This is a genomic window from Streptomyces marinisediminis (assembly GCF_026262575.1).
In the GTDB taxonomy this organism is placed as follows: domain Bacteria; phylum Actinomycetota; class Actinomycetes; order Streptomycetales; family Streptomycetaceae; genus Streptomyces; species Streptomyces marinisediminis.
Window position 1 is genome coordinate 171,758 of record NZ_JAPKFL010000005.1, and the last position, 24,428, is coordinate 196,185.

24 protein-coding genes are annotated in these 24,428 nt (G+C 75.5%); 14 read left to right on the plus strand and 10 right to left on the minus strand.

Features of this window, described 5'->3' with window-relative positions; all coding sequences use genetic code 11:
• Positions 1-11 precede the first annotated feature (11 nt).
• Entirely contained in the window at positions 12-488 is a 477-nt protein-coding gene (locus tag OSB71_RS06145) for an ArsR/SmtB family transcription factor (protein WP_265945050.1), read from the plus strand.
• A gap of 43 nt (positions 489-531) precedes the next feature.
• Here the strand turns inward: OSB71_RS06145 and OSB71_RS06150 are convergent, their stop codons facing one another.
• Positions 532-1,896: a ferredoxin--NADP reductase domain-containing protein gene (locus OSB71_RS06150; RefSeq protein ID WP_265945052.1), complete on the minus strand. Its 1,365-nt coding sequence runs from the start codon at positions 1,894-1,896 to the stop codon at positions 532-534.
• Positions 1,897-1,988: 92 nt separating this feature from the next.
• Entirely contained in the window at positions 1,989-2,741 is a 753-nt protein-coding gene (locus OSB71_RS06155; protein ID WP_265945054.1) for a DUF305 domain-containing protein, read from the minus strand.
• A gap of 179 nt (positions 2,742-2,920) precedes the next feature.
• On the opposite strand from OSB71_RS06155, the gene OSB71_RS06160 reads away from it, so the two are divergent.
• Positions 2,921-4,402, plus strand: a complete 1,482-nt coding sequence (locus OSB71_RS06160; protein WP_416237201.1) for an LVIVD repeat-containing protein — start codon at positions 2,921-2,923, stop codon at positions 4,400-4,402.
• Here OSB71_RS06160 and OSB71_RS06165 read toward each other — a convergent pair.
• The 4 genes from OSB71_RS06165 to OSB71_RS06180 all read right to left on the minus strand — a co-directional run bounded on the left by OSB71_RS06165 (position 4,371) and on the right by OSB71_RS06180 (position 7,361).
• The gene (locus OSB71_RS06165) at positions 4,371-5,063 is read right to left on the minus strand and encodes a TetR/AcrR family transcriptional regulator (protein WP_265945056.1); all 693 of its coding nucleotides are present in this window, start codon (positions 5,061-5,063) and stop codon (positions 4,371-4,373) included. The genes OSB71_RS06160 and OSB71_RS06165 overlap by 32 nt on opposite strands.
• A 214-nt stretch (positions 5,064-5,277) precedes the next feature.
• The gene (locus tag OSB71_RS06170) at positions 5,278-6,231 is read right to left on the minus strand and encodes a M56 family metallopeptidase (protein WP_265945058.1); all 954 of its coding nucleotides are present in this window, start codon (positions 6,229-6,231) and stop codon (positions 5,278-5,280) included.
• Between the two features lie 117 nt (positions 6,232-6,348).
• Positions 6,349-6,873, minus strand: a complete 525-nt coding sequence (locus OSB71_RS06175) for a DUF5134 domain-containing protein (protein WP_265945060.1) — start codon at positions 6,871-6,873, stop codon at positions 6,349-6,351.
• Positions 6,874-6,968: 95 nt separating this feature from the next.
• Positions 6,969-7,361, minus strand: a complete 393-nt coding sequence (locus tag OSB71_RS06180; protein ID WP_265945062.1) for a VOC family protein — start codon at positions 7,359-7,361, stop codon at positions 6,969-6,971.
• 451 nt (positions 7,362-7,812) lie between these two features.
• Here OSB71_RS06180 and OSB71_RS06185 point away from each other — a divergent pair, with 451 nt between their 5' ends.
• The gene (locus tag OSB71_RS06185) at positions 7,813-8,367 is read left to right on the plus strand and encodes a GNAT family N-acetyltransferase (protein WP_265945064.1); all 555 of its coding nucleotides are present in this window, start codon (positions 7,813-7,815) and stop codon (positions 8,365-8,367) included.
• Here the strand turns inward: OSB71_RS06185 and OSB71_RS06190 are convergent.
• A complete protein-coding gene (locus tag OSB71_RS06190; RefSeq protein WP_265945066.1) occupies positions 8,351-9,034 on the minus strand; it encodes a glycerophosphodiester phosphodiesterase in 684 nt (227 codons plus the stop codon). The genes OSB71_RS06185 and OSB71_RS06190 overlap by 17 nt on opposite strands.
• A 308-nt stretch (positions 9,035-9,342) precedes the next feature.
• Here OSB71_RS06190 and OSB71_RS06195 point away from each other — a divergent pair, with 308 nt between their 5' ends.
• The 3 genes from OSB71_RS06195 to OSB71_RS06205 all read left to right on the plus strand — a co-directional run bounded on the left by OSB71_RS06195 (position 9,343) and on the right by OSB71_RS06205 (position 12,700).
• Positions 9,343-10,764 carry a DUF6421 family protein gene (locus tag OSB71_RS06195; protein WP_265945068.1) on the plus strand — a complete coding sequence of 474 codons (1,422 nt, stop codon included), beginning with the start codon at positions 9,343-9,345 and terminating at the stop codon, positions 10,762-10,764.
• A 77-nt stretch (positions 10,765-10,841) separates the two neighbouring features.
• Positions 10,842-11,615 carry an SDR family NAD(P)-dependent oxidoreductase gene (locus OSB71_RS06200; RefSeq protein ID WP_265945071.1) on the plus strand — a complete coding sequence of 258 codons (774 nt, stop codon included), beginning with the start codon at positions 10,842-10,844 and terminating at the stop codon, positions 11,613-11,615.
• Complete coding sequence (locus OSB71_RS06205; RefSeq protein WP_265945072.1) at positions 11,612-12,700, plus strand: threonine aldolase family protein; 1,089 nt, start codon at positions 11,612-11,614, stop codon at positions 12,698-12,700. The genes OSB71_RS06200 and OSB71_RS06205 overlap by 4 nt, the downstream gene beginning before the upstream one ends.
• 118 nt (positions 12,701-12,818) lie before the next feature.
• On the opposite strand, the gene OSB71_RS06210 is transcribed toward OSB71_RS06205, so the two are convergent.
• Positions 12,819-13,535, minus strand: a complete 717-nt coding sequence (locus OSB71_RS06210) for a lysophospholipid acyltransferase family protein (protein WP_265945074.1) — start codon at positions 13,533-13,535, stop codon at positions 12,819-12,821.
• A gap of 393 nt (positions 13,536-13,928) precedes the next feature.
• On the opposite strand from OSB71_RS06210, the gene OSB71_RS06215 reads away from it, so the two are divergent.
• From OSB71_RS06215 to OSB71_RS06245, 7 genes are all read left to right on the plus strand, one after another.
• Complete coding sequence (locus tag OSB71_RS06215; protein ID WP_265945076.1) at positions 13,929-14,264, plus strand: thioredoxin family protein; 336 nt, start codon at positions 13,929-13,931, stop codon at positions 14,262-14,264.
• Positions 14,265-14,420: 156 nt separating this feature from the next.
• Positions 14,421-15,041, plus strand: coding sequence for a flavin reductase family protein (locus OSB71_RS06220; protein WP_265945078.1), 621 nt, complete (start codon positions 14,421-14,423; stop codon positions 15,039-15,041).
• Between the two features lie 189 nt (positions 15,042-15,230).
• Positions 15,231-16,016 carry an electron transfer flavoprotein subunit beta/FixA family protein gene (locus OSB71_RS06225; RefSeq protein WP_265945080.1) on the plus strand — a complete coding sequence of 262 codons (786 nt, stop codon included), beginning with the start codon at positions 15,231-15,233 and terminating at the stop codon, positions 16,014-16,016.
• 49 nt (positions 16,017-16,065) lie between these two features.
• A complete protein-coding gene (locus OSB71_RS06230) occupies positions 16,066-17,028 on the plus strand; it encodes an electron transfer flavoprotein subunit alpha/FixB family protein (protein ID WP_265945082.1) in 963 nt (320 codons plus the stop codon).
• Between the two features lie 185 nt (positions 17,029-17,213).
• Positions 17,214-18,539, plus strand: coding sequence for a DUF6986 family protein (locus tag OSB71_RS06235; protein WP_265945084.1), 1,326 nt, complete (start codon positions 17,214-17,216; stop codon positions 18,537-18,539).
• Positions 18,540-18,624: 85 nt separating this feature from the next.
• The gene (locus OSB71_RS06240) at positions 18,625-19,611 is read left to right on the plus strand and encodes an ROK family protein (protein ID WP_265945086.1); all 987 of its coding nucleotides are present in this window, start codon (positions 18,625-18,627) and stop codon (positions 19,609-19,611) included.
• A 28-nt stretch (positions 19,612-19,639) separates the two neighbouring features.
• A complete protein-coding gene (locus OSB71_RS06245) occupies positions 19,640-20,659 on the plus strand; it encodes an NUDIX hydrolase (RefSeq protein WP_265945088.1) in 1,020 nt (339 codons plus the stop codon).
• A 114-nt stretch (positions 20,660-20,773) separates the two neighbouring features.
• Here the strand turns inward: OSB71_RS06245 and OSB71_RS06250 are convergent, their stop codons facing one another.
• Positions 20,774-22,117: a dipeptidase gene (locus OSB71_RS06250; protein ID WP_265945215.1), complete on the minus strand. Its 1,344-nt coding sequence runs from the start codon at positions 22,115-22,117 to the stop codon at positions 20,774-20,776.
• Between the two features lie 356 nt (positions 22,118-22,473).
• Between OSB71_RS06250 and OSB71_RS06255 the strand changes: the two genes are divergently transcribed.
• Complete coding sequence (locus tag OSB71_RS06255) at positions 22,474-23,637, plus strand: geranylgeranyl reductase family protein (protein ID WP_265945216.1); 1,164 nt, start codon at positions 22,474-22,476, stop codon at positions 23,635-23,637.
• Between the two features lie 264 nt (positions 23,638-23,901).
• Here the strand turns inward: OSB71_RS06255 and OSB71_RS06260 are convergent, their stop codons facing one another.
• Positions 23,902-24,381, minus strand: a complete 480-nt coding sequence (locus OSB71_RS06260; RefSeq protein WP_265945090.1) for a DUF4442 domain-containing protein — start codon at positions 24,379-24,381, stop codon at positions 23,902-23,904.
• Between the last annotated feature and the right edge of the window lie 47 nt (positions 24,382-24,428).

The window sequence follows — 24,428 nt, forward strand, 5'->3', positions numbered from 1 at the left end:
GTGGTCGTAGTATGGGAGGCGTGACGACGCTGCCCTCGACCTCGACCTCGACCTCGACCACGACCTCGACCACGAACGCGGCGCCCGGCCGGGAGCTGGCGCATCCGGCCCGCGCCGACCTCACCCTGGAGCAGGTGCTGCACGCACTCGCCGACCCGATGCGCCTCGCGGTCGTGCGGCGGCTGGCCGCCTGCCCGGCCGAACAGAGCTGCTCGGCGCTCGAACTGCCCGTGAGCAAGTCCACGAGCACCCATCACTTCCGGGTGCTGCGCGAGAGCGGGGTCATCAGCCAGACCTACCGGGGGACGGCGAAGCTGAACGCGCTGCGCCGCGCGGACCTGGACGCGCGCTTCCCCGGCCTGCTGGCCAGCGTGCTCAGCGCGGCCGCCCGCCAGGACGCGGCCGCCGGGCACACCACCGGGGCCGACGACTCGGGCGCCGCCGGCGACCCGGGCGACTCGGGCGGCGGCGCGGCCGGGCGGTCCTGAGCGACGCTCGGCCCGGCGGCGCCCGGCCGGCCGGCGCCGGCCGTCAACTGCGGCCGGGGGCCCGCGCGGCGCGCAGCAGGCCCGGCCAGTCGGAGATCTTCACCGTGGTCCGCGCCAGAGTGCGTCCCAGCTCGGCCTCGGCCGCCTCGATGCCCAGCCAGCCGCTCCAGGGCACCGGCGTCCGGCCCTCGCCGCCCAGCCGCGGCAGCGGGTCCGCCTCGGGCACCGGGCGTGCGGCGAGCGCGTCGGCGTCCGCCAGGAGTGAGGCCACCGTCTCCTTGGCGCACGGCCGGTTGCTGCCGATGACCCCGGTGGGGCCGCGCTTGATCCACCCGGCCACGTACTCGCCCGGTGCGGGCACGCCGTCGCGCAGGACGCGGCCGCGCTCGTGCGGGACGGTGCCGGTGGCGGCGTCGAACGGCAGTCCCGGCAGCGGCACGCCCCGGTAGCCGACCGACCGCAGGACCCACCGGGCCTCGATCTCGTGGAACCGCCCCGTGCCGCGCACCCCGCCTTCCCCGTCCGGCGCCGTCCGCTCGAAGCGCACCGCCCGCACCGCGCCCGCCGCCGTGCCCAGCACGGCGACCGGGCGCAGGAAGAAGCGCAGGTCGACGCGGCGCGCGGCACCGGTGTCCGGGCGGCGCGCCCAGTCACCGAGCACGGCCAGGTTCCGGCGGACGGGCGCGGGGAGCCCGGCCGGGTCGGCGTAGCGGGGGTCGCGCAGCAGCTCCGCCTCGCGCACCACGGTGTCCACGCCGGGCAGCGTGCCCAGCTCGCGCAGCTCCTTGGTGGTGAACTTGGCCTGGGACGGGCCCCGCCGCCCCACCACGTGCACCCGCCGTGCGGCGGTGCGGGCCAGCGCGTCCAGCGGCGCCTGCGGCATGTCCGTGCCGCGCAGCTCGGCGGCGCCGCGCACCAGGATGCGCGCCACGTCCACGGCGACGTTGCCCACGCCGAGCACCACCGCGGACCCGGCGTCCAGCGGGAAGCCGCCGCCCGCGTCGGGGTGGCCGCTGTACCAGGAGACGAACTCCGTGGCCGAGACGCTTCCCGCCAGGTCCTCGCCCGGGATGCCGAGCCGGCGGTCGGCCGCCGCGCCGACGCAGTACACGACCGCCTGGTACAGCCCGCGCAGCTCCTCGGGGGCGATCCCGCCCGCGCCCACCGGCACGTTGCCGACGAAGCGCACCCTGGGGTCCTCCAGGACGCCGCGCAGGGTGTGCTGAAGCGACTTGATCTTCTCGTGGTCCGGCGCCACCCCGTAGCGCACCAGGCCGTACGGGCACGGCAGCCGGTCCAGCACGTCGACGGCGAGGGCGCCCGAGCGGTCCCGTTCCAGCAGTGCCTGGACGGTGTAGACCCCGCTCGGGCCCGAGCCGACGACGGCGACACGCCTGAGAGCACTCACGGCCGCGGGTCTCCCTTCCGCCGGGTGCCTCCAGGATGGCACCGCGCGGCCCGCGAGGGGAGTACCCCGGCACACCGCGAAGGGCGGCGCCGTCAGTCCTGGAGCGCGCGCATGCGCTCGATCTCCGCGGACTGCTGTGCGGCCATCTCGGTGGCGAGTTCCTCCACGCGCACGGCGTTGCCCTCGGTGAGCACGTCGGTGGCCATGGCCACCCCGCCGTCGTGGTGCGCGATCATCAGCGTGAGGAAGAGCGCGTCGAACGCGGCGCCCTCGGCGTCGCGCAACTCGGCCATCTGGGCGGGTGAGGCCATGCCGGGCATGGCCTCGTGGTCGTGCTGGTCCTCGTGGTCGTGCGCGTGGCCACCCCGGCCGTGCTCGGGACGCGGGTCGGGCGCATGGCCCTCGTGGCCCTCGTGCTCTTCATGGCCACCGTCCGCGCCGTCCGCCCCCTGCGCCCCGTCGTGTTCCGCCAGCCACGAGCGCATGAGGGTGATCTCCGGGTCCTGGGCCAGTCGGATGCGCTCGGCCATCCGGCGCACGGCGTCGCTGCCCGCCCGCTGCTCCGCGAGGTCGGACATCTCCAGGGCCTGCTGGTGGTGCTCGATCATCATCGTCAGGAACGCGACGTCGGCGGCGTTGGGCCGGCTCTGCTCGCGGCTGACCCGCTCGGCCTCCGCCGGCGCGACCGTCTCGGCCCGCTCGCCGGGCGCGCCGGGGGCGATGACCGCGGGGCCCGCGTCCGCCTCCCGTTCGCCGGCCTGCCCGGTGCAGCCGGTGAGGGCGAGGACGAGGCAGGACGCGGCGCCGAACGCGACGCCCCAGCGTGGTGCCTGACGGTGGTTCACCTGTGCCTCCTGGGCGGGATGTGGCTCGGGATCGGACGGGCCGTGCGGCCGGGTGTGCGAGGAGTAGTGCGCGAACACCGGTCTGAATGTCCTCTGGTTGAGGTGTGCATGCAAGGTCCATACTGCACGGAAGTCCTTACCGCGTGCCTCCCGGACCGGGGGGCTGAAGGAGGCGTTACGTGAAGTCGTTGCACTCACCCCCCGTGCGGCGCAGACGCATCGGCGTGGCCGCGGCGGCGTTCGGCATGCTCGCCGCGCTGCTGACCGCCCATCCGGCCGCCGCCGTGCCCGGCCCCGAGGACCCGGTGCCGCCCCAGGAGTACTCCGCCGTCCAGCAGGAAGCCGTCGAGGAGGCCGTCGAGCGGGGCGAGGTGCCCGCCCCGGGCGAGACCGCCCACAGCGACAACATCACCCACCTGGCGAACATGCCGAAGTCGGCGCTCAAGGGCACCAACTCGGACCTGGCCTTCCAGGGGGACTACGCCTTCGCGGGCAACTACGACGGCTTCGTCGTCTACGACATCAGCCGCCCGGAGCAGCCCCGGATCGTCAGCCAGGTGCTGTGCCCGGGGGCGCAGAACGACGTGTCCGTCTCGGGGGACCTGCTCTTCCTGTCCGTCGACTCCTCACGCAGCGACGACTCCTGCTCCAGCGTCTCGCAGCCCGCCAGCGAGAAGGACTCCTGGGAGGGCGTCCGCGTCTTCGACATCAGCGACAAGCGCAACCCCCGGTACGTCTCGGCCGTCGAGACGCCCTGCGGCTCGCACACGCACACCCTCGTGCCCGACCGCCAGGACGTCTACGTCTACGTCTCCTCCTACTTCCCCAGCGAGGCGTTCCCCGACTGCCAGCCGCCGCACGACGGCATCTCGGTGGTGAAGGTGCCCCGGCAGGCCCCCGAGCAGGCCGAGCTGACGACCTTCGCGGGGCTCTTCCCCGACGGCGGCTACCCCGGTGAGGAGGGCCGTCCGCAGAACACGCCCACCAGCGGCTGCCACGACATCACCGCCTTCCCGGCGCAGGGCGTCGCGGCGGGCGCCTGCATGGGCGACGGCATCCTGATGGACATCACCGACCCCGCCCAGCCCCGGGTCATCGACCGGGTCCAGGACCGGGAGAACTTCGCCTTCTGGCACTCGGCCACCTTCAGCAAGGACGGCCGGAAGGTGGTCTTCACCGACGAGCTGGGCGGCGGCGGAGCCGCCACCTGCAACGCGCGCACCGGTGGCGACAAGGGTGCCAACGGCATCTACCACGTCAAGGGCAAGGGCGAGAAGTCCCGCCTGGACTTCCGCTCCTACTACAAGATCCCCCGGCACCAGGCCGACACCGAGAACTGCGTCGCCCACAACGGCTCGCTGATCCCGGTGCGCGGCGGCCGCGACATCATGGTGCAGTCGTGGTACCAGGGCGGCGTGTCGGTGTGGGACTTCACCAACTCCCACCGGCCCCGGGAGATCGGCTACTTCGAACGCGGTCCGGAGTCCACCGAGCGCCTGAGCTTCGGCGGCACGTGGTCCGCGTACTACTACAACGGACACATCTACTCCAACGACCAGAACGGCATGGACGTGCTGCGGATCGACGACCGCCGCACCGACAGCGCCGAGTCGCTGCGCCTGGCGGAGCTCAACGTCCAGACTCAGCCCCGCTACCGCTGACCGCACCCCGGGACGCGCCGCGCGGCGCCCGTGGTACGACGGCCCCGTCGGGCGGTTCCTCGCCCGGCGGGGCCCCCTGCCGCCAGTCCAGCCCGTACCGGGCGAACAGCTCGGCGCGCAGCCGGGGCAGCGGCATGGGCGCGCCCGGCAGCAGGACCGCGACGACGGCGCCCATCATCAGCGCGCGCAGCAGCGGGTAGTCGGTGTCCGGGTCGGCGGAGCCGTAGGCCTCCATCGCGCCCCGCAGCAGGGCGGCCAGCCGCTGCTGCTCCGCGCACTGGACGAACCCCTCCTGCTGGAGTATGCCCGCCATGTGCGTGCGCATCAGCGTGGGATGTGACCGGGCCAGCCCGATGACGGCGTCGATCGCCCGCGCCAGCGTCTCCCGCCCCGCGTCCGGCCCGCTGGGCGCCGGCTCGCGCTCGAGCGCGGCCTGGAGCGTCCGGTGCATCAGCCGGTGCACGGCGGACTGCAGGAGCTGGCGCTTGCCGGGGAAGTAGTAGGAGATCAGCCCGCGCGCCGCGCCCGCGCGGCGAGCGATGTCCGCCAGCGTCGTCGCCTCGAACCCGCGCTCCTCCACCAGCTCGATCGTCGCCTGGAGAATGCGTTCGCGCGAGCGCCGGCGCAATTCCTCGTTGACCGATGCGCTCCGAGGGGACATGCTGTAACTCCTGCGTTGACTGGCTCCCAGCCAATATACTCAGCCAGGTGCCGGAGCCGCTCCCTGCGTGCGGTTTCCGACGGCCGGTCTCGGGCGACGCGGGGGATCGTCCGAGACCGGTTTCTCCTTTTTAGTCCGTTTCGTGGGGCCGCTTCCGGCTCCACGAAACGGCGTTTCGCCTGCCGTCAGGCCCCGCGCGCCCCCGGGCGGCCGCTCAGCCCAGCGCCCGCAGGCCCGGCGCGAAGGTCACCAGCAGCGGGACGACGGGGACGAGCGAGGCCAGGGCCGTCACCCGCAGCCGGTTCCCCACCGAGAGCCGGTCGGCCGGGCTCAGCAGCCGGTTCACGCGCTGGGGCAGGTGGTCGCCGTGCGCGGACCCGGGGGAGGGGCACGGGCCGAAGACGCCCCGGTCCTCGTTCAGCCCCACCAGGGCCAGGGCGGTGGTGAGTCGGCCGAAGCGGCGGGAGGCCACGTCGTCGGCGGCCAGTTCCACCAGCCGGTGCATCTGCTGCCGGAACGCCCGGAACACCGGCACCCGGGGGAACGCCGTGGCCAGCGCGGCCGAGGAGTGCAGCAGCCAGTCGTGCCGCGCCCGCACGTGGCCCTCCTCGTGGGCGAGCACGGCGTCCAGTTGGCGTCCCTTGAGGCGGTGGAGCGCGCCGGTGGTGATCACCAGGCGCGGCGCGGAGCCGGGCAGCCACCAGGCGCCGGGTCGCTCGCCCTCCAGCACGGTCAGCCGCCGCGACGTCGACTCCTCCTCGCCGGGCAGCAGCGGCGCACGGGTGCGCAGCTCGCGCCGGCGCGCGCGACGCCGGGAGCGGGCGCCGAGCACCTCGCGGGTCAGCATGGCCGCGCTCCACGCGCCGCCCGCGAACAGCGCGAACGCCAGCACGGCGGCCCACGGGTGACCGTCGCCGGTCAGGGCGTAGGCCTCGACGACCTGACGCGGCGCGGGGGCGAAGACCTGGCCCCTGACGGCCTGCCACGCCTCCGCCGCGAACAGCGCCATCGCCAGCACGCAGCACAGCAGCACCGCCACCACGACGCACTGCCACACCCACAGGGCGAGCACCGGTTCGCGATCGGCCCAGGGACTGCGGGCCAGGACGCGCGGCGCCAGTGCCGCCGTCACCGCACCGAGGAACAGGAGCGCCAGCGCGACCGTCATGCTCCCCAGCCTAGGACCGCCCGGGTACCTGCGGCGCGTGGCCCAGGGTGAAGTGACGTGCCTCACGGCCGCGGAGCCGCCGCGTCGCCCGGGTGCCCTCCGCCGGTGTCCGCCCGGTCACAGCAGGAGCATCGGGCACATGGCCAGCGACAGGGCCAGGCGGCAGGCGTGCGCGACGCCCGGGAGCAGGGGCCAGGGCGGTGCGCCCGGCGGGCCGCCCGAGGGGGCCACCGCCGCCGCCGGCAGCAACCGCGCACCGGCGTGGAGCGCGTGGCCCGCGAAGTACAGGGCCAGCAGCCCCGTGACCGCGCTCGGTCCGCCGTGGTGGCCGCCGGCCGCCATCAGGGTCGCCGCGTATCCCATGGCCGCCGCCTCCGCCACGTGGTGGAGCTGGTGCGGGGCCCGGCGGGCCAGCAGCGTGAGCGTCCAGGCGGTCAGGGCGGCGAAGAGCACGGCGAAGCCGGCGGGCGGCAGCCGCCCGCCGGGCAGCGCCATGAGGGCCATCGCCGCGGCCATGGCCGTCTCGGCGGCCGCGGCCTCGCGGGCCCGGCCGCGGACGCGCCGGGCCCGCGCCAGGCACACTGCGCCGGCCAGCGCGCACACCGCGACGAGCAGCCAGCCGAGCCCCGCCGGGCCGTGCATGGCCCACCTCCCCACCCCGGACCCGGGGAGGCTGCCCGGCCCGGGCCGCGTTCACGGGAGGTGCACGGGAGCGCACCGGAGCGGGCGGGGGGCGCTCAGAGGCCCGGGCGGTAGCGCAGGGGGTGGTCGTCCGGCACCTGGACGACGCACAGCCGCACCTCGTCCGGTGCCGCCACCCACATCTCGACCAGGCCCCACGGCTCCCGCACCGGCGGCCGCAGCACCTCCACCCCGCGCTCCCGCAGCTCCGCGTGGGCCGCTTCGGCGTCGGCGACCTGGAGCCACAGCCGCAGCCCCGGGGCGCACGGGCGCTCGCCGCGACCCGACACCTCAAGGAAGCCGCCGCCCAGGAAGTACACCGTGCCGCGCTCGGGCCCCGTGCCGAACTCCCGGTGGACGGCGAGCCCGAGCCGGCGCCCGTAGAAGTCGCGCGCCTCCTCGGGGTCCGTCGGCCGCAACAACACCCTGCTGCTCAGTACGTGCACCATGCCACGACTGTAGGCCCGACCCGGTGCGCGCCCGCCCGGCCACCGCGGCGCCCGCGCCCGTGGGCCGTGCCCGTGGCCCCGGGGGCGACTTCGCGCGGGCGGACGCGGAGGCGGCCCGCGGCATCCGCGCCCGCGGCCCGGCCCGCGCACGGCCGCCTGCCGTCCGGCCGACGGCCCGGAGCCCGCGTCCGACCCTCCGGCCGTCCGGCGCCCGCGTCCGGCTGCCCGGAGTCCGTGTCCGACCGTCCGACCGTCCGGCGCCCGGATCGGCTGCCCGGCGCCCGGGTCGGCGGCCCGCTGTCCCCGACCTGCCCGCCGCCCGCCCCGGCGCCCGGGGCGGGCGCTCCAGCCCCGGGTCGCTCGCCCGGTGCCCGCGCGTCCCGTGGCTCCGGGTCCGCGTTCGGGGGCGGTCGCCGCCCGCCTCCGGGTCCGTGCCGGATAGGCTCGGGCCATGGACGCCGTAGCCAGCCCACCCCTGACCTTCCGGGAGGCCGCAGAGGCCGACGTCGAGGCGCTCGTCGCCCTGGTGGAGTCCGCGTACCGGGGGGAGGCCAGCCGGGCGGGCTGGACCACCGAAGCGGACCTGCTGGACGGGCAGCGCACCGACGCGGCGGGCGTCCGCGCGGTGATCACCGGCGCGGACAGCAGGGTGCTCGCCGCGGAACGCGCCGGTGAACTCGTCGCCTGCTGCCAGCTCGAACGCAGGCCGGGGCCGGCCGGCGTCGTGGCGTACTTCGGCATGTTCGCGGTGCGCCCGGGGCTCCAGGGCGGTGGCGTGGGCCGTCAGGTGCTCGCCGAGGCGGAGCGCACGGCGGTCGAGCGATGGGGCGCCCGGGAGATGCAGATGACGGTCATCACCCAGCGCGCGGACCTGATCGCCTGGTACGAGCGACGGGGCTACCGGCGCACCGGGCAGCGGACGCCGTTCCCGTACGGCGACCGGCGGTTCGGCCTGCCGCGCCGCCCCGATCTCGCGTTCGAGCTCCTGGTCAAGCCGCTGGGCTGACCGCCCGCCGGATCGCGGGGAGGTCGGTGACCACCCCGTCCACGCCCAGCGCCCGGGCGCGGGACAGCTCGGCGGGGGTGTTGACCGTCCAGCTCAGCACGGCGATGCCCGCCGCGTGGCAGCGTTCGACCGTCGCGGCGTCCAGGTGCCGCAGCTCGCAGGAGACCGTGCGGGCGCCCAGGAGCGCGGCGCGCTCGGGCGCGGTGGGCGTGGAACGGCCGGTGACCAGGGCGAGGGGGACCGTCGGCAGCAGCTCCCGGGTCTCGCGCAGCGCGGCCTCGTGGAAGGAGATCACGGACACGCGCTCGTGCAGGGCGCGCCGCCGGATGACGCCCGCGAGGACCCGGGCCGCGGCCGCGTCCTTGATCTCGGCCTGCAGCGGGGCCCGCACCGCGTCGACGACCTCCTCGAAGACCGGGACGCGTTCGCCCCGTCCCGCGTCCAGGCCGCGCAGCTCGGCCAGCGTCAGTTCGTCGACCCGTCCGGCGCCGTCGGTGGTGCGGTCCACCGCGGCGTCGTGCATGACCACCAGCTCGCCGTCCTTGCTGAGATGGAGGTCGAGTTCGATCACGTCCAGGCCCTCGGCCTCCGCGCGGCGGAAGGACCGCAGGGTGTTCTCCGGCTCGACGCCCATCACGCCGCGGTGGCCGACGGTCAGCAGTGGCACGTGCGCTCTCCTGTCGTGTGGTGCGGCGCCGCCAGCCGCGCGCCCGGCCAGCGTATCCACCGCGGGTCAACGGCCGCTGAACGCCGGACGGCCGGAGGATGAGGCCGAACGGGTGAAGCGCGGGAAGGGGGCCCCGGGCGGGCGTTCCGCGCTTTTCCGTCGACGCGTCCTCCGCATCCGAGGTTCACAGAGAAAAAACCCGTGGTTCGCATGGTCGGACGGGAAATCTTCCTGCGCTCGCACTTGAGTACGGGCGGAGTTGCGCCTACCGTGGGCATTACGAGATTTTCTGCCGTGGAGGGACAGCAATGACGGAGACTCTTTCGCCCACAGCCGTAAAGGGCGGCGTTCTTCCTGTGGAGACGGGGGCGGACGCCGAGCCGATCGTCGAGCACCCCGCGTGGCGTGAGCTGAAGGACGCCGTCGAGCGCATCCGGCCCTGGCAGGCGAAGGACGGCTCCGTCGACTTCGCGTCCGAGGACGCGCCGGCGCGGGCCGACGTCCAGGCCCAGGTGGACCGCGTCGTCGCCGCGGTCGAGCGGCTCGCCCCGCTGCTGCCGCACAACGCGGACTACCACCGCGCCCTGGTGGCCGACCTGCGCCGCTGGGCCGAAGGCGGCTTCGAGGTGCCCGACTTCCTGGACTCCCTGCTCGCCTTCCGCCCCGCCGAGCAGCGCGTGGACGGCCGCCAGCACCTCGTGGTGTTCCCCATGTACACCCAGAACGGGAACCCCGACCGCAACCTGGAGGCGGTCGTCCTGCGCATGGTGTGGCCGGACTGGCTGGCCGACCTGGAGCGCACCCGCTACGACAACCCCCTCTTCCTCGGCATCACCTTCGAGGACTTCACCAGCGGCTACGACACCCACTCGGCCGTGCTCTTCCCCGAGACGATCGCGGTCCGCGAGGCGCCCGAGCGGTTCGGCTGGGGCGGGATCTTCTGCGACCGGGAGGCCGCCCGCTTCCGCCGCGTCGTCAAGGCGGCCTGCGACGTCACCAGCCTCGCTCTCCCCGAGGACGCCCAGGGTCTGCTCACCGACCAGGAGCGCGCCCAGCAGACGTTCGTGCTGTGGGACATGGTCCACGACCGCACGCACAGCCACGGCGACCTGCCCTTCGACCCGTTCATGATCAAGCAGCGCCAGCCGTTCTGGATGTACGGCCTGGAGGAGCTGCGGTGCGACCTGACCGCCTTCCACGAGGCGGTGCGGCTGGAGGCCGACGGCTTCCCGCAGGGCCGCGACGTGCAGTACGCCGTCATCCTGGAGCGGCTGTTCCGCTTCCCCGTCACCGGTGAGCGCAACCGCAACTACGACGGCCTGGGCGGCCAGCTCCTGTTCGCCTACCTGCACCAGCACGACGCCCTGCGCTGGACGGACAACCAGCTCACCATCGACTGGGAGCGCGCCCGCGAGGTCACCGTGCGGCTGCGCGAGGAGATCGAGACCCTCTACCGCGCCGGCATCGACCGCCCCAAGCTCGTGCACTGGTTCAAGGCCTACGAGCTGGTCTCCGGATACCTGGCGCCGCACCCCGGCTCCACCTGGGCCAAGGGGCCCGACGCCCTCGACCTCAGCCTGCCGCCGCGCAAGCTGGTGAACGAGGTGCACCCGGACGAGTTCCCGCTCAGCATGTTCTACGAGGCCCTCGCCAAGAAGCTGCGAGGTGTGATCGCCTCGACCAAGGGCATCACCGCGGACAGCGCCACCACCGCTCCCGCGGCCGCGTGAGCGCGCGGGAGGCCGCCCCCGCGGCGGCCACGGCGGAAACGGACAGGGCACCAGCGGGCACAGTGGAGGCGATCGACATGACCGGCGCGACGGGCGGCAACGGACGCGGGGGAGCACTGGAGGGCGCGGTGGTGGCCGTCGCCGGGGCGGGCGGACCGGCCGGGCACGCGGCGCTGCTGCGGCTGGCGGAGGCGGGCGCCGTCGTCGTCGGCGCGGACGCCGACCCGCAGCGGCTCGCGCAGGGCGTGGACGCGGCCCGCTTCGCCCACGGCGGTGCGACCGTCACCGGCGACACCGTCGACCTGCTGGACCTCGGGGAGACCCGCGAGTGGGCCCGGCGCACCGAGAAGGAGTTCGGCCGGATCGACGGCCTGGTGCACCTGGTCGGCGGCTGGCGCGGCTCGGCCTCCTTCGCCGAGACCGACCTCGGCGACTGGGACGCGCTCGAACGGCTTCTGGTCCGCACCGTCCAGCACACCTCACTGGCCTTCGAGGGCCCGCTCCAGCGCAGCGGCAAGGGGCGCTTCCTGCTGGTCAGCGCGGCCGGCGCGGGGAAGCCGACGGCCGGCAACGCCGCCTACGCGGCCGCCAAGGCCGCCGCCGAGGCGTGGACGCTGGCGCTCGCCGACTCCTTCCGCAAGCAGGGCGGGGAGGCGGGCCCGCGGGCGGCCGCTGCCATCCTGGTGGTCAAGGCGCTGGTGCACGACGCGATGCGCGCGGAGCGGCCGCAGGCCAAGTTCGCCGGTTTCACCGACGTCCGCGAGCTGGCGGAGGAGATCACCGGCACCTGGGACCAGCCCGCCGAGGAAGTGAACGGAAACCGCCTGTGGCTCACCAAGAAGCCGGCGTGAAGAACGCCCCCAACGCCCCCGCGCCGAAGACGGACGCGCGGCGCCACCACGACCCGCTGACGCGCGGCTTCGCCAGCGACAACTACGCCGGGGCCCACCCCGAGGTGCTCGCCGCCCTCGCGCTGGCCAACGGCGGTCACCAGACGGCCTACGGCGGGGACGACTACACCGCCCATCTCCAGCAGGTCATACGCCGCCACTTCGGCGGGCGCGCCGAGGCGTTCCCGGTGTTCAACGGCACCGGCGCGAACGTCGTCGCCCTGCAGGCGGTCACCGACCGCTGGGGGGCGGTCATCGCCGCCGACAGCGCGCACATCCACGTCGACGAGTGCGGGGCGCCCGAGCGGGTGGGCGGCCTGAAGCTGCTCACCGTGCCCACCGAGGACGGCAAGCTCACCCCCGAGCTGATCGACCGCGAGGCGTACGGGTGGGACGACGAGCACCGGGCCATGCCCCAGGTCGTCTCCATCACCCAGAGCACCGAGTTGGGCACCGTCTACACCCCCGAGGAGATCCGCGCGGTCTGCGCCCACGCGCACGAGCGGGGCATGGTGGTGCACCTGGACGGCTCGCGGCTGGCCAACGCCGCGGCCTCGCTGGACGTGCCGATGCGCGCGCTCACCAACGTGCCCGGCGTCGACCTGCTCTCCCTGGGCGGGACGAAGAACGGGGCGCTGTTCGGGGAGGCCGTCGTCGTGCTGAACCCCGACGCCGTCCGGGGGATGAAGCACCTGCGCAAGCTGTCGATGCAGCTCGCGTCCAAGATGCGCTTCGTCTCCGTGCAGCTTGAGGCCCTGCTCGCCGGGGACCTGTGGCTGCGCAACGCGCGGCACGCCAACACCATGGCCCGGCGGCTCGCCGAGGGCGTGGGGGCCGTGCCGGGGGTGGAGATCCGCTACCCGGTGCGGTCGAACGCCGTCTTCGCCCGGCTGCCCCGCGAGGTCAGCGAGCGGCTGCAGAAGCACTACCGCTTCTACTTCTGGGACGAGGCGACCGGGGACGTGCGCTGGATGTGCTCGTTCGACACCTCGGAGGAGGACGTCGACGGGTTCGTCGCGGCCCTTCGGGCGGAGATGCACGCCTGAGCCCGCGCGTCCCCGCCCCGGTGGTGAGCCCGGCACGCCGGGGCGGGGGCGTGGCGTGCCGGGCTCGGTCGTGGCCCGCGGACCCCGGCCCTCGGGCCTGGCCCGCGGGCCGGCGGCCTCAGGTCTGCGGCGGCGCCGGGGCGGGCGCGGTGCCGCCGAGGTGGGCGGGGAGCCACCAGGTGTCCTCGGGATCGCGGGGGCGGCCCGGGTAGGCGCGCTGGGCGGTGTCGAGCAGCTCCTGCACCCGTTCGCGGATCCGGTCGGTGAGGGCGGCCACCGCCTCCCCGGCCGCGGGGTGCAGCGGCGCCCCCACCCGGATGGTGACGGGGAAGTGGTTGCGCCCGAAGTCCCGGCGGCGGCCCTTGGTCCACAGCCGCTGGGTGCCCCACAGCGCGACGGGCAGCACCGGCACCCCGGCCTCCTGGGCCATGCGCGCCGCGCCGGTCTTGAACTCCTTCAGCGTGAAGGAGGGGGAGATCGTCGCCTCGGGGAAGACGCCGACGACCTCCCCCGAGCGCAGCGCCTGCACGGCGTGCCGGTACGCGTCCACCCCGGCCGCGCGGTCCACCGGTATGTGCTTCATCGCCCGCATCAGCGGCCCGGAGACCTTGTGCCGGAAGACCGACTCCTTGGCCATGAACCGCACCAGCCGCCCCGCGGGCAGCGCGGCGCGTCCGGCGAAGATGAAGTCCAGGTAGCTGATGTGGTTGCTCACCAGCACCACTCCGCCCCGCCGCGGCACGTGCTCGGTCCCCTCGATGTCGAAGCGCAGGTCCAGCGCCTTGAACCAGGTGAGCGCCGCGCGGATGACGGGTGGGTAGACCAGCTCTGCCATGGGGACCTTTCGGTGGGATGTGGTACTGCCGGAAGGTGTGCCCCGGCCTGCGGCCGACATGTGCGCCCGCCTGGACGCGAACCTACGCGGGCGTAACTTAAGTGGGCCAGCCGGGGGTGGGGAGATCCCCGTCACGTCCGGTGCGGGCAGGCGTCCGTGCGGTGCCGGCGCGGTGGGGAATGCCGCGCGGCCGGGCCCGTGTTGGGCACCCGTGTTGGGCACCAGAGCGGTCCGCGCGGACCGTCGGCCGGAGCCCTCACCCACGCACGACCAGCAGACGAGAAGATGTCCCGGAGCGGCCCGGAGCGGTGCGAGATGGTGCGGACCCGCGCGAGCGGGCGCAGCCTCGCGCGAAACGACACGGGACGACACAGGACGACGGAAGGCGGGACGATGACCGGGGACGCCGAGCCGGTGCGGCTGACCGCCGCCGAGCTGGGGGCCGCGCGCCTGGGGGAGCGGGCGACGCTCGTGCAGTTCTCCACGGCGTTCTGCCAGCCGTGCCGGGCCACACGGGGCGTGCTGCGGCAGGTCGCGGGCATGGTCGGCGGAGTCGAGCACCTGGAGGTCGACGCCGAGCTGCACCTGGACCTGGTGCGCCGGGTGGGGGTCGTCGCCACGCCCACCGTGCTGGTGCTCGACGGCGCGGGCACCGTCGCCCGCCGCGCCGAGGGCCTGCCGCGCACCGCCGACGTCATCGCGGCGCTGGGCGCGGTGCTCCCGTCGTGACGCGAGCGCGGTGCTCCGGCCCATGACGCGCGCGGGCCCGTGCGGTGCGAGCCGGTCGCGGCCCGGGGCGGCGACCAGGGGCTCGGGCTTGACGCCGCGGGCCGCCAATCGTCAGGGTGACGCTATGGGTGAGCGCGGACGGTCGGAGGGCACCAGGTGAGCGCGGCGCGGTCGTTCGTCCGCGTGGCCGGGGCGCGCGCCGGAAGCCCGGAGCTGCTGCGCGCCGCCTTCCGCCGGCACCCTGCGGGGGTGGCGGTGATCACCGCCGTGCACCCCGGGGGCGACCCTGGCCGGCCGCGGGCGCCGGAGGGGGCCCGCGCCGACGGCGCCGGGTCCGGGCCGGACCGACCCGTGGGCTTCACGGCCACCTCGCTCACCTCGGTGGCCGCCGAGCCGCCGCTGCTGTCGTTCGGCATCGGCACCGGCTCCTCCAGTTGGCCGGCCGTGGCCCGGTCCGGCCACGTCGGCGTGCACCTGCTGGGCGCGCACCAGCGCGAGCTGGCCGAGACCTTCGCCCGCAGCGGCGCGGACCGGTTCGCGCCGCCGGTGCGCTGGCGCCCCGGGCCGCACGGCGTTCCCGTCCTCGCCGACGTGCCCGTCTGGCTGGTGTGCCGGGTGCTGTCCCGGGTGGCCGCCGGCGACCACCGCGTGGTCATCGCCGAGGTCGTCGCGGGCGCGGCCGACGGCCCGGGCCGGCCGCTGCTCTACCACCGGGGGCGGTTCACCGCGCTGGGCGGCGAGGCGGTGTCCCCGCCGGGTCTCGACCCGCCCGGCTGACACCGCGTGAAGCGTTGGCAACGTCACAGTCGTCCACCCTTGATACCCGGGTGGGCCGTTGTATGTACTGGCGAGTAATAAACTGATTGGTAGGACCCGGTCCACCCGGCCGGAACCCGCCCCGACAGGCGCCTATGCTGCCTGAAACAAGGCAGCAGCCCCCATTGACGATGCAGTAGGAGAGCCGGCGTGAGCCTGAGGATCGTTGTCTGTGTGAAGTACGTGCCCGACGCCACCGGCGACCGGCACTTCGCCGAGGACCTGACCACCGACCGCGACGCCGTGGACGGCCTGCTCTCGGAGCTGGACGAGTACGCGGTGGAGCAGGCGCTGCAGATCGCCGAGAACGCCGACGACGCCGAGGTCACCGTCTTGACCGTCGGTCCGGAGGACGCCTCGGACGCGCTGCGCAAGGCGCTGTCCATGGGCGCGGACAAGGGCGTGCACGTGGAGGACGACGACCTGCACGGCACCGACGCCATGGGCACCTCCCTGGTGCTGGCCAAGGCCATCGAGGAGACCGGCTACGACCTGGTCGTCTGTGGCATGGCCTCCACCGACGGCACCATGGGCGTGCTGCCCGCCCTGCTCGCCGAGCGCCTGCGCGTGCCCCAGGTGACGCTGCTGTCCGAGGTCGCGGTCGCCGACGGCAAGGTCACCGGCCGCCGGGACGGCGACACCGCCACCGAGCACCTGGAGGCCGCGCTGCCCGCCGTCGTCTCGGTCACCGACCAGTCCGGCGAGGCCCGCTACCCCTCCTTCAAGGGCATCATGGCGGCCAAGAAGAAGCCGGTGGAGAGCCTGGACCTGGACGACCTGGACATCGAGGCCGAGGAGGTCGGCCTGGAGGGCGCCTGGACGAAGGTCGACGAGGCCGCCCCGCGGCCGGCCCGCACCGCCGGAACCGTCGTGAAGGACGAGGGCGAGGGCGGCAAGCAGCTCGCCGAGTTCCTCGCGGGCCAGAAGTTCATCTGAGCCGCCCCCTCCGCCGACCAGCCCGCACATTCACCGCAGGAGCTTTCCCATGGCTGAAGTCCTTGTCTACGTCGACCACGTGGACGGTGCCGTCCGCAAGCCCACCCTGGAGCTGCTGACCCTGGCCCGCCGCATCGGCGACCCGGTGGCCGTCCACCTCGGCCCCGGCGCCGACACCGCCGCCGCGACCCTCGCCGAGTACGGCGCGGTGAAGGTCCTGGCCGCCGACGCCCCCGAGTTCGCCGACTACCTCGTCGTCCCGAAGGTGGACGGCCTGCAGGCGGCGTGCGAGTCCGTCTCCCCGGCCGCCGTGCTGGTGCCGTCCTCCGCCGAGGGCAAGGAGATCGCGGCCCGCCTCGCCGTCCGGCTCGGCTCCGGCGTCATCACCGACGCCGTCGACCTGGAGTCCGGTGACGGGGGCCCGGTGGCCACGCAGTCGGTCTTCGCGGCCGCCTACACCACCAAGTCCCGCGTCACCAAGGGCACTCCGGTCATCACCGTCAAGCCCAACTCCGCCGCCCCGGAGGCCGCCCCGGCGGGCGGGACCGTCGAACAGCTCGCGGTCTCCTTCGGCGAGCTGGCCACCGGCACCAAGGTCGTCTCCCGCAAGGAGCGGGAGTCCACCGGCCGCCCGGAGCTGACCGAGGCCGCCATCGTGGTCTCCGGCGGCCGCGGCATCGGCGGCGCGGAGAACTTCGGCGTCGTCGAGGCGCTGGCCGACTCCCTCGGTGCCGCCGTCGGCGCCTCCCGCGCCGCCGTCGACGCCGGCTGGTACCCGCACTCCAGCCAGGTGGGCCAGACCGGCAAGACGGTCTCGCCGCAGCTCTACGTCGCCGCCGGCATCTCCGGCGCGATCCAGCACCGGGCGGGCATGCAGACCTCGAAGACCATCGTGGCCGTCAACAAGGACGCCGAGGCCCCGATCTTCGACCTGGTCGACTACGGCGTGGTCGGCGATCTCTTCGAGGTCATCCCGCAGCTCACCGAAGAGGTCAAGTCCCGCAAGGGCTGAGCCGCCACCGGCGCCGGACGGCCGGGGCCCGCACGGAACGCGCCGTGCGGGCCCCGGCCGTCGTCGTGCCGCGCCGGGGCCGCCTTCCGCGGCGGTGTTGACGTGCGGGGACGCGGCGGCATAGCGTCCAGCGTACTTCAACGTTTTGTTGAATCAACGGATGGCCGCGGAACCAGGGAGTGCCGATGACGCAGGGCGAGCCGGAGACGACCGTCACCACGGTGACCACCACGTTGTCCGACTCCGTCACCGAGGAGATCGGGGCCGCGCTGGCCGCCGTCGACGCCGAGCTGGAGCGCCGCTACCCGGGCGACCCCGGCACCCGCCAGCCCGTGCACACCGTCTACGTACCCGGGGACGCCGTCACCGCCGGCACCGTCCGCGCCTGGGGCGACCAGGCGCTCGCCCTGCTGGACGAGCACGCGCCGGACGCCGCCGCCCTCGCGGCCGTCCTCGGCCTCGACCCGCAGCTCGCCGGACCGGTCTACGACCGGGTGCGCGCCAAGCTCACCCGCGAGCCGGTCGAGGACCTGCGCATCGACTTCGAGGACGGCTACGGCAACCGCCCCGACACCGAGGAGGACGCGGCCGCCGCGCGCGCCGCCCGCCTGGTGGCCCGCGCGTCCGCCGACGGCGACCCCGCCCGCGTCCCGCCGTTCCTGGGCATCCGGCTCAAGTGCATGGAGGCCCCCGTGCGCGCCCGCGGCATCCGCACCCTGGACATCTTCCTCACCCACCTCATGGACGCCGGCGAGCTGCCCGCCGGCCTGGTCCTGACCCTGCCGAAAGTCACCTACGCCGAGCAGGTCACGGCCATGGTGCGGCTGTGCGAGCAGTTCGAGCGGGCCAAGGGTCTCGCGCCCGGCCGCATCGGGTTCGAGCTCCAGATCGAGACCAGTCAGTCGATCCTCGGCCCCGACGGGCGGGCCACCGTCGCCCGCATGATCGAGGCCGCCGAGGGCCGGGCCACCGGCCTGCACTACGGCACGTTCGACTACAGCGCCTGCTGCGGGGTCAGCGCCGCCCACCAGTCGCCGGACCACCCGGCCGCCGACCACGCCAAGGCCGTCATGCAGGTCGCCGCGGCCGGTACCGGCGTGCGGTTGTCCGACGGCTCGACCAACGTCCTGCCCGTCGGCCCCACCGCCCAGGTCCACAGCGCCTGGCGCCTCCACCACGACCTCGTGCGCCGCTCCCTGGCCCGCGCCTACTACCAGGGCTGGGACATGCACCCGGGCCACCTGCCGACCCGCTACGCCGCCGTCTACGCCTTCTACCGCGAGGGCTACGCGGCGGCCGCCGCGCGGCTGGCCGCCTACGCCCGGCACGCCGAGGGCGACGTCATGGACGAGCCCGCCACCGCCAAGGCGCTCAGCGGTTACCTGCTGCGCGGCCTGGACTGCGGCGCCCTGGCCGTCGACGAGGTGGCCGACGCCACCGGGCTGACCCGGGCCGACCTGGAGGGCTACGCCTCCCCGCGGCGCGGCGCGCTGACGGTCGCCGCCCCCTGAGCCCGGCCGCGCGCCCCGCCCGCCGGCGGTCCGGTGTCCGGCCGGCGCCTGTACAGGCGGGCGCGGGCGGGCGACCATACCGCGCATGACCCGTGACCTGACCGCCGCGCTCGACATCGGCGGCACCAAGATCGCCGGCGCCCTGGTGGCGGCCGACGGCACGATCCACGACCGCACCGAGCGGCCCACCCCGCCCGCCGGACCGGGCGAGCGGGTGCTGGCCGCCGTCACCGAGGTCCTGGACGCGCTGCGGGCGACGCCGCGGTGGCGGCACGTCGGCGCGCTGGGAGTCGGCTGCGCGGGCCCCGTCGACGCCCGCCGGGGCGCGGTGAGCCCCGTCAACATCCCCGGTTGGCGCGACTTCCCCCTGGTGGACGGCGTGCGGCGGCACGTCGGCGCCCTGCCGGTCACCCTCGTGGGCGACGGCGTGGCCATGACCGCGGCCGAGCACGCCTGGGGAGCCGCCCGGGGCCACGCCAACGCCCTGGGCATGGTGGTGTCCACCGGCGTCGGCGGCGGCCTCGTGCTGGACGGACGCCCCCACCCCGGGCCCACCGGGAACGCCGGCCACATCGGCCACCTCAGCGTCGAGCTCGACGGCGAGCCGTGCCCGTGCGGGAGCCGGGGCTGCGTCGAGCGCCTGGCCGCGGGCCCCGCGATCGCCCGCTGGGCCGCGGCCCGGGGCTGGCGGCCGGCGCCCGGCGGCGACGCGACGGCCGCGGGCGTGGCCGCCGCCGCCCGCGCGGGCGACGCCGTGGCCCGCGCGGCTTTCGCCCGGGCCGCCCGGGCCCTGGCCGCCGCCATCGCCGCCGCGGGAGCGCTGACCGAGATCGACGTCGCGGTGGTCGGCGGCGGGGTCGCACGCAGCGGCGAGGTCCTGTTCACCCCGCTGCGCGAGGCCCTGGCCGACTACGCCACGCTCTCCTTCCTGCGCGGCCTGCGCGTCGTCCCGGCCCGCATCGGCGCCGACGCCGGGCTGGTGGGCGCCGCGGCCGCCGCCCGCACCGCCGCGGACGCCGGACCCGGCGCCGAACAGCAGTGCGTTTCCCCGGCGGGGGGAACCGGGCACTGAACAGGGGGCCGAAGAAGAGGGGGGAACCGTGATCGTCTGGCTGAACGGCGCCCACGGCGCCGGTAAGACCGCCACGGCCCGCGCACTGCTGTCCCTGCTGCCGGAGAGCACCCTGTACGACCCGCGCCTGGTGGGGTCCGGGCTGCGCGGCATGCTGCCCGCGCGGCGGCTCGCCGAGGTCACCGACTGCCAGGACCTGCCCGCCTGGCGGCGCCTGGTCGTGGAGACCGCGGCGGCGCTGCTCGGGGAGGTCTCCGGGCCGCTCGTGGCGCCCATGACCCTGCTGCGCCAGGAGCACCGGGACGAGATCTTCGGCGGCCTGGCCGCCCGGCGCATACCCGTACGGCACTTCCTGCTCGACGCGGACGACAAGGTCCTCAGCGACCGGCTGGAGGCCCGCGCCCCCCAACCGCCCGAAGCGGGCCGCGACCACCTGGCCGCCTACCGGCGGGCCCGCGCCTGGCTCGGCGGCGACGCCCGCGCCGTGGACACCACCGGCCTCACCCCGCGGCAGGCCGCCGAGCGGGTGGCCGCGGCGCTGCGCGAGGGCGCCGGCGCCTGCGACATCGTCCAGACGCCCGAGCCCACCGCCGAGACCGTGGCCGCCGGGGTGCTGCTCTTCGACGAACTGGACCGGGTCCTGCTGGTGGACCCCACCTACAAGCCCGGATGGGAGTTCCCGGGCGGGGTCGTCGAGCCGGGCGAGCCGCCGGCCCAGGCCGGTGTGCGGGAGGTGGCCGAGGAGCTGGGCCTGCGCCTGGCCGAGCCGCCCGCGCTCCTGGTCGTCGACTGGGAGCCGCCCAAGCCGCCCGGGTACGGCGGGCTGCGGCTGCTGTTCGACGGCGGCCGGCTCGCCGAGCACACCGCGCGCGACCTGCTCCTGCCGGGCGCCGAACTGCGCGGCTGGCGCTTCGTCGCCGAGGAGGAGGCGGCCGACCTGCTCCCGCCGATGCGCCTGACCCGCCTGCGCTGGGCCCTGCGCGCCCGCGCGTGGGGCCGCCCCCTCAACCTGGAGGACGGCGTGCCGGTGGGCCGGACGGCCGGGTGACGAGCGGACGCCGGGGGCGGGGCGGGTGCGGGCGGGTGCGGGCGGGTGGCCGGGACGCCCTGGCCGCCCGCCCCGCACCCGGGGAGCTAGGCCCGCGCCGCCGCTTCCACGGGTCTACGCCCGCGTCGCGTACCCGCGCAGGAACAGGGCCTCGGTGAGCGCCATGCGGCGCAGTTCGTCGGGGCAGACGCTCTCGTTGACCGCGTGGATCTGCGCCTGCGGCTCGCTGAGCCCGACGAGCAGGATCTCCGCGGCCGGATAGAGCGAGGCGAGCGTGTTGCAAAGGGGGATGGAGCCGCCCATGCCGGCCACCGCCATGCGCCGCCCGGGGTAGGCGGCGCTCATGGCGTCGGCCATCGCCGCGTAGGCCGGGCTGCCGGTGTCGGCGCTGAACGGCTGTCCCTGTCCGACCTGCTCCACCGCGATCCGGGCGCCCCAGGGGACGTGGGCCTCAAGGTGCGCGGTCAGCAGCCGGGTGGCCTCCGCGGCGTCCGTGCCCGGCGGCACCCGCAGGCTCAGCAGCGCCCGTGCGGTGGCCTGCACCGAAGGCGTGGCACCGAGCACCGGCGGGCAGTCGATGCCCAGCACGGTGACGGCCGGGCGCGCCCACAGCCGGTCGGCGATCGAGCCGGAGCCGATCAGCTCCACGCCGTCCAGCACCTTCGCGTCGCGCCGGAAGTCCTCCTGCGGATACTGCAACCCCTCCCACGTACCGTCGGCGGGCAGCCCGTCGACGGTCGTCGAGCCGTCCGGGGCGCGCAGCGAGTCCAGCACGCGGACGAGCGCCGCCAGGGCGTCGGGCGCCGCGCCGCCGAACTGTCCGGAGTGCAGGTTGCCCTCCAGGGTGTCCACCCGCGCGCGCACCAGCGTCATGCCGCGCAGCACGCTGGTGACGGTCGGCAGGCCCGCCTGGAAGTTGCCCGCGTCCCCGATGACGACCGTGTCGGCCGCCAGCAGCTCCGGGTGGGCCTCCGCGTACCGCTCCAGGCCGCCGGTGCCCTGCTCTTCGGAGCCCTCGACGATCATCTTCACCGTGACCGGGACGCCGCCGTGCGCCCGCAGCGCCCGCAGCGCCATCAGGTGCATGATGAAACCGCCCTTGCAGTCGGCGGCCCCGCGCCCGTACCAGCGCCCGTCCCGCTCGGTGAGCTCGAACGGCGGCGAGTCCCAGCCGGCGAGGTCCAGCGGCGGCTGCACGTCGTAGTGGGCGTACAGCAAGACGGTGGGCGCGTCGGCCGGACCGGGCAGCAGCCCGTACACGGAGGTCGTGCCGTCCGGTGTGGCCAGCTCGGCGACGTCCGTGAACCCCTCGGCGCGCAGCGCGTCGGCGACCCAGCGCGCCGCGCCCGCGCACTCGCTGACCGGGAACTGCTCCGGGTCCGCCACCGACTGGAAGCGCACCAGCTCGGCCAGTTCCCGGCGGGCCTGCGGCAGCAGCGCGGCGACGGTGTCCGCCATGCCGTCGGCCGTGGCCTCCTCGCCGCCGGGCCCGGCCGGCTGCCGCGGGCCGGCCGGGGCGGAGAGGCCGGTGGGGTCGGACGGGGGCCGCTGCGCCGGGTCCTGCGCCATCGAAAAGCTCCTCGGAATCCTCGTCGGTGTCCGGATGAGCGGGATCGCCGCCCGTCCGGCGGTGGGTTGATCCTCCCACAGCGGCCCGGCGGGGCACCGGGCCGTAGGATGCCCGCAGGGCCTGGCCCGTCCCACCAGCCGGTCGTCTTCGAGCGGGAGCAGAACAGATCGTGAGCAGCGAGTACACCCCGGACGCAGCCGAGAGCACCGGAAGCGGGGAAGGGGAGGCGCGCTCCGTCTGGGACGTGGTCGTCGTCGGCGCCGGTCCGGCCGGGGCCTGCGCGGCCCACGCCGCCGCCGTCGCCGGGCGCCGGGTGCTGCTGCTGGAGAAGGCCGAGCTGCCCCGCTACAAGACGTGCGGTGGCGGCCTCATCGGCCCGTCGCGGGACGCGTTGCCCCCCGGCGTGGACCTCCCGCTGCGGGACCGGGTGCACGCCGTCACCTTCTCGCTGGACGGCCGCTTCGCCCGCACCCGCCGCTCCCGGCGCACCCTCTTCGGCCTGGTCGACCGGCCCGAGTTCGACCAGGCGCTGGTGGAGGCCGCGCGGAAGGCGGGTGCCGAGCTGCGCACCGGCGCCACGGTGACCCGGGTGGAGCAGCACGGGCCCGCGGTGCCGGACCGGCGCACGGTCGCGGTGGTGCTCAGCGGCGGCGAGACGGTCCTGGCGCACGCGGTCGTCGGCGCGGACGGCAGCGCCAGCCGCATAGGAAACCACGTCGGGGTGAAGCTGGAGCAGGTGGACCTCGGCCTGGAGGCGGAGATCCCGGTGCCGGAGTCCGTGGCCGAGGACTGGGCGGGCCGCATCCACCTCGACTGGGGTCCACTGCCGGGAAGTTACGGCTGGGTGTTCCCCAAGGGAGACACGCTCACGGTCGGCGTCATCGCGGCCCGCGGCGAGGGCGGGGCGACCAAGCGCTACCTGGAGGACTTCATCGCCCGGCTGGGCCTGGCGGGCTTCGAGCCGGCGATCTCCTCGGGCCACCTGACGCGCTGCCGCACCGAGGACTCGCCGCTGACCCGGGGGCGCGTCCTGGTCTGCGGCGACGCGGCCGGGCTGCTGGAGCCCTGGACCCGGGAGGGCATCTCCTACGCGCTGCGCTCGGGGCGGCTGGCGGGGGAGTGGGCGGTGCGCATCGCCGACGCCGGCGACGCCGTGGACGCGCGGCGGCAGGCGCTCAACTACGCCTTCGCCGTCAAGTCGGGCCTGGGTGTGGAGATGGGTGTGGGACGCCGGATGCACCAGGTCTTCGCGCGCCGCCCGAAGCTGATGCACGCGGTGCTCACCGGCTTCCGGCCCGCGTGGACGGTGTTCACCCAGATCACCCGCGGCACCACGACGCTGGCCGACATCGTCCGCACCCACCCGCTGGCCCGCCGTGCGCTGACCGCCCTGGACCGCGGGGCGTAGGGCGCGTCCGCGGGGCGGCCGGGCCCGGCGCGGCGCCGCCGAGGCGGTGCGCTCCGCCCGAGCGGCGGACCCGGCGGGGAGGCCGTCGGCCCGGGCGGCGCAGCCCCGTCGGCACACGGCCCGTGCGGACCGTCCCGGCCGCCACCGTCCGTCCGGCGCCGCCCCGACCGCACCGCGCCCCGACCGCACCGCGCCTCGATCGCACGGCGTTTCGCACCGGTGGGCGCGCGGCCCGCCGGCCCGCCCTTCGCCGCCGGGCGGCCGTCAGCCGGCCGGCGCGTGCGAACGTGCGGGCTTGCGGCGCACGTAGAGCTGCTTGCGCACCTCGGCCACGACCGTGCCGTCGGCGGCGACCACCGTGCACGTGAACCAGGGCAGGGCCTTGGCGCCGTCGGCCGTCGCGGCCCGGATCTCCTCCAGGCGGTCGGGGGTGAGCTTGAAGTCCGCGAAGACGTCGCCGCGTCCGGGGGAGACGAAGTCGATCTCCGAGGACTTGTCCCACACGATGTAGCCGGGGCCGAGCGAGGAGAGGACCAGCAGTGCCCAGAAGGGGTCGGTCATCGAGAACAGCGACCCGCCGAAGTGGGTGCCGAAGTAGTTGCGGTTGAGGCGGCCCAGGCGCAGCCGGACGCGGGCGCCGCTCCAGTCGTCGGCGATGTGGAGGACGCGGATGCCCGCGAAGCGGAACGGAGGCCACCAGTTCATGCCGAGGCGCAGGGCGGCCGGACTCATGCTGCGTGCCATGGCGGTCAGGCTAACACTGGTATTACTGATCAGTAACCGGGAGTCTG

What these genes read in the sequence shown, in the direction of transcription:
- OSB71_RS06260 (WP_265945090.1), bottom strand. Translation starts at nt 24,381, where the DNA reads ATGGCACGCAGCATGAGTCCGGCCGCCCTGCGCCTCGGCATGAACTGG.
- OSB71_RS06235 (WP_265945084.1), top strand. Translation starts at nt 17,214, where the DNA reads ATGACGCAGGGCGAGCCGGAGACGACCGTCACCACGGTGACCACCACG.
- OSB71_RS06215 (WP_265945076.1), top strand. Translation starts at nt 13,929, where the DNA reads ATGACCGGGGACGCCGAGCCGGTGCGGCTGACCGCCGCCGAGCTGGGG.
- OSB71_RS06145 (WP_265945050.1), top strand. Translation starts at nt 12, where the DNA reads ATGGGAGGCGTGACGACGCTGCCCTCGACCTCGACCTCGACCTCGACC.
- OSB71_RS06200 (WP_265945071.1), top strand. Translation starts at nt 10,842, where the DNA reads ATGACCGGCGCGACGGGCGGCAACGGACGCGGGGGAGCACTGGAGGGC.
- OSB71_RS06230 (WP_265945082.1), top strand. Translation starts at nt 16,066, where the DNA reads ATGGCTGAAGTCCTTGTCTACGTCGACCACGTGGACGGTGCCGTCCGC.
- OSB71_RS06240 (WP_265945086.1), top strand. Translation starts at nt 18,625, where the DNA reads ATGACCCGTGACCTGACCGCCGCGCTCGACATCGGCGGCACCAAGATC.
- OSB71_RS06185 (WP_265945064.1), top strand. Translation starts at nt 7,813, where the DNA reads ATGGACGCCGTAGCCAGCCCACCCCTGACCTTCCGGGAGGCCGCAGAG.
- OSB71_RS06180 (WP_265945062.1), bottom strand. Translation starts at nt 7,361, where the DNA reads ATGGTGCACGTACTGAGCAGCAGGGTGTTGTTGCGGCCGACGGACCCC.
- OSB71_RS06195 (WP_265945068.1), top strand. Translation starts at nt 9,343, where the DNA reads ATGACGGAGACTCTTTCGCCCACAGCCGTAAAGGGCGGCGTTCTTCCT.
- OSB71_RS06175 (WP_265945060.1), bottom strand. Translation starts at nt 6,873, where the DNA reads ATGCACGGCCCGGCGGGGCTCGGCTGGCTGCTCGTCGCGGTGTGCGCG.
- OSB71_RS06250 (WP_265945215.1), bottom strand. Translation starts at nt 22,117, where the DNA reads ATGGCGGACACCGTCGCCGCGCTGCTGCCGCAGGCCCGCCGGGAACTG.
- OSB71_RS06210 (WP_265945074.1), bottom strand. Translation starts at nt 13,535, where the DNA reads ATGGCAGAGCTGGTCTACCCACCCGTCATCCGCGCGGCGCTCACCTGG.
- OSB71_RS06165 (WP_265945056.1), bottom strand. Translation starts at nt 5,063, where the DNA reads ATGTCCCCTCGGAGCGCATCGGTCAACGAGGAATTGCGCCGGCGCTCG.
- OSB71_RS06170 (WP_265945058.1), bottom strand. Translation starts at nt 6,231, where the DNA reads ATGACGGTCGCGCTGGCGCTCCTGTTCCTCGGTGCGGTGACGGCGGCA.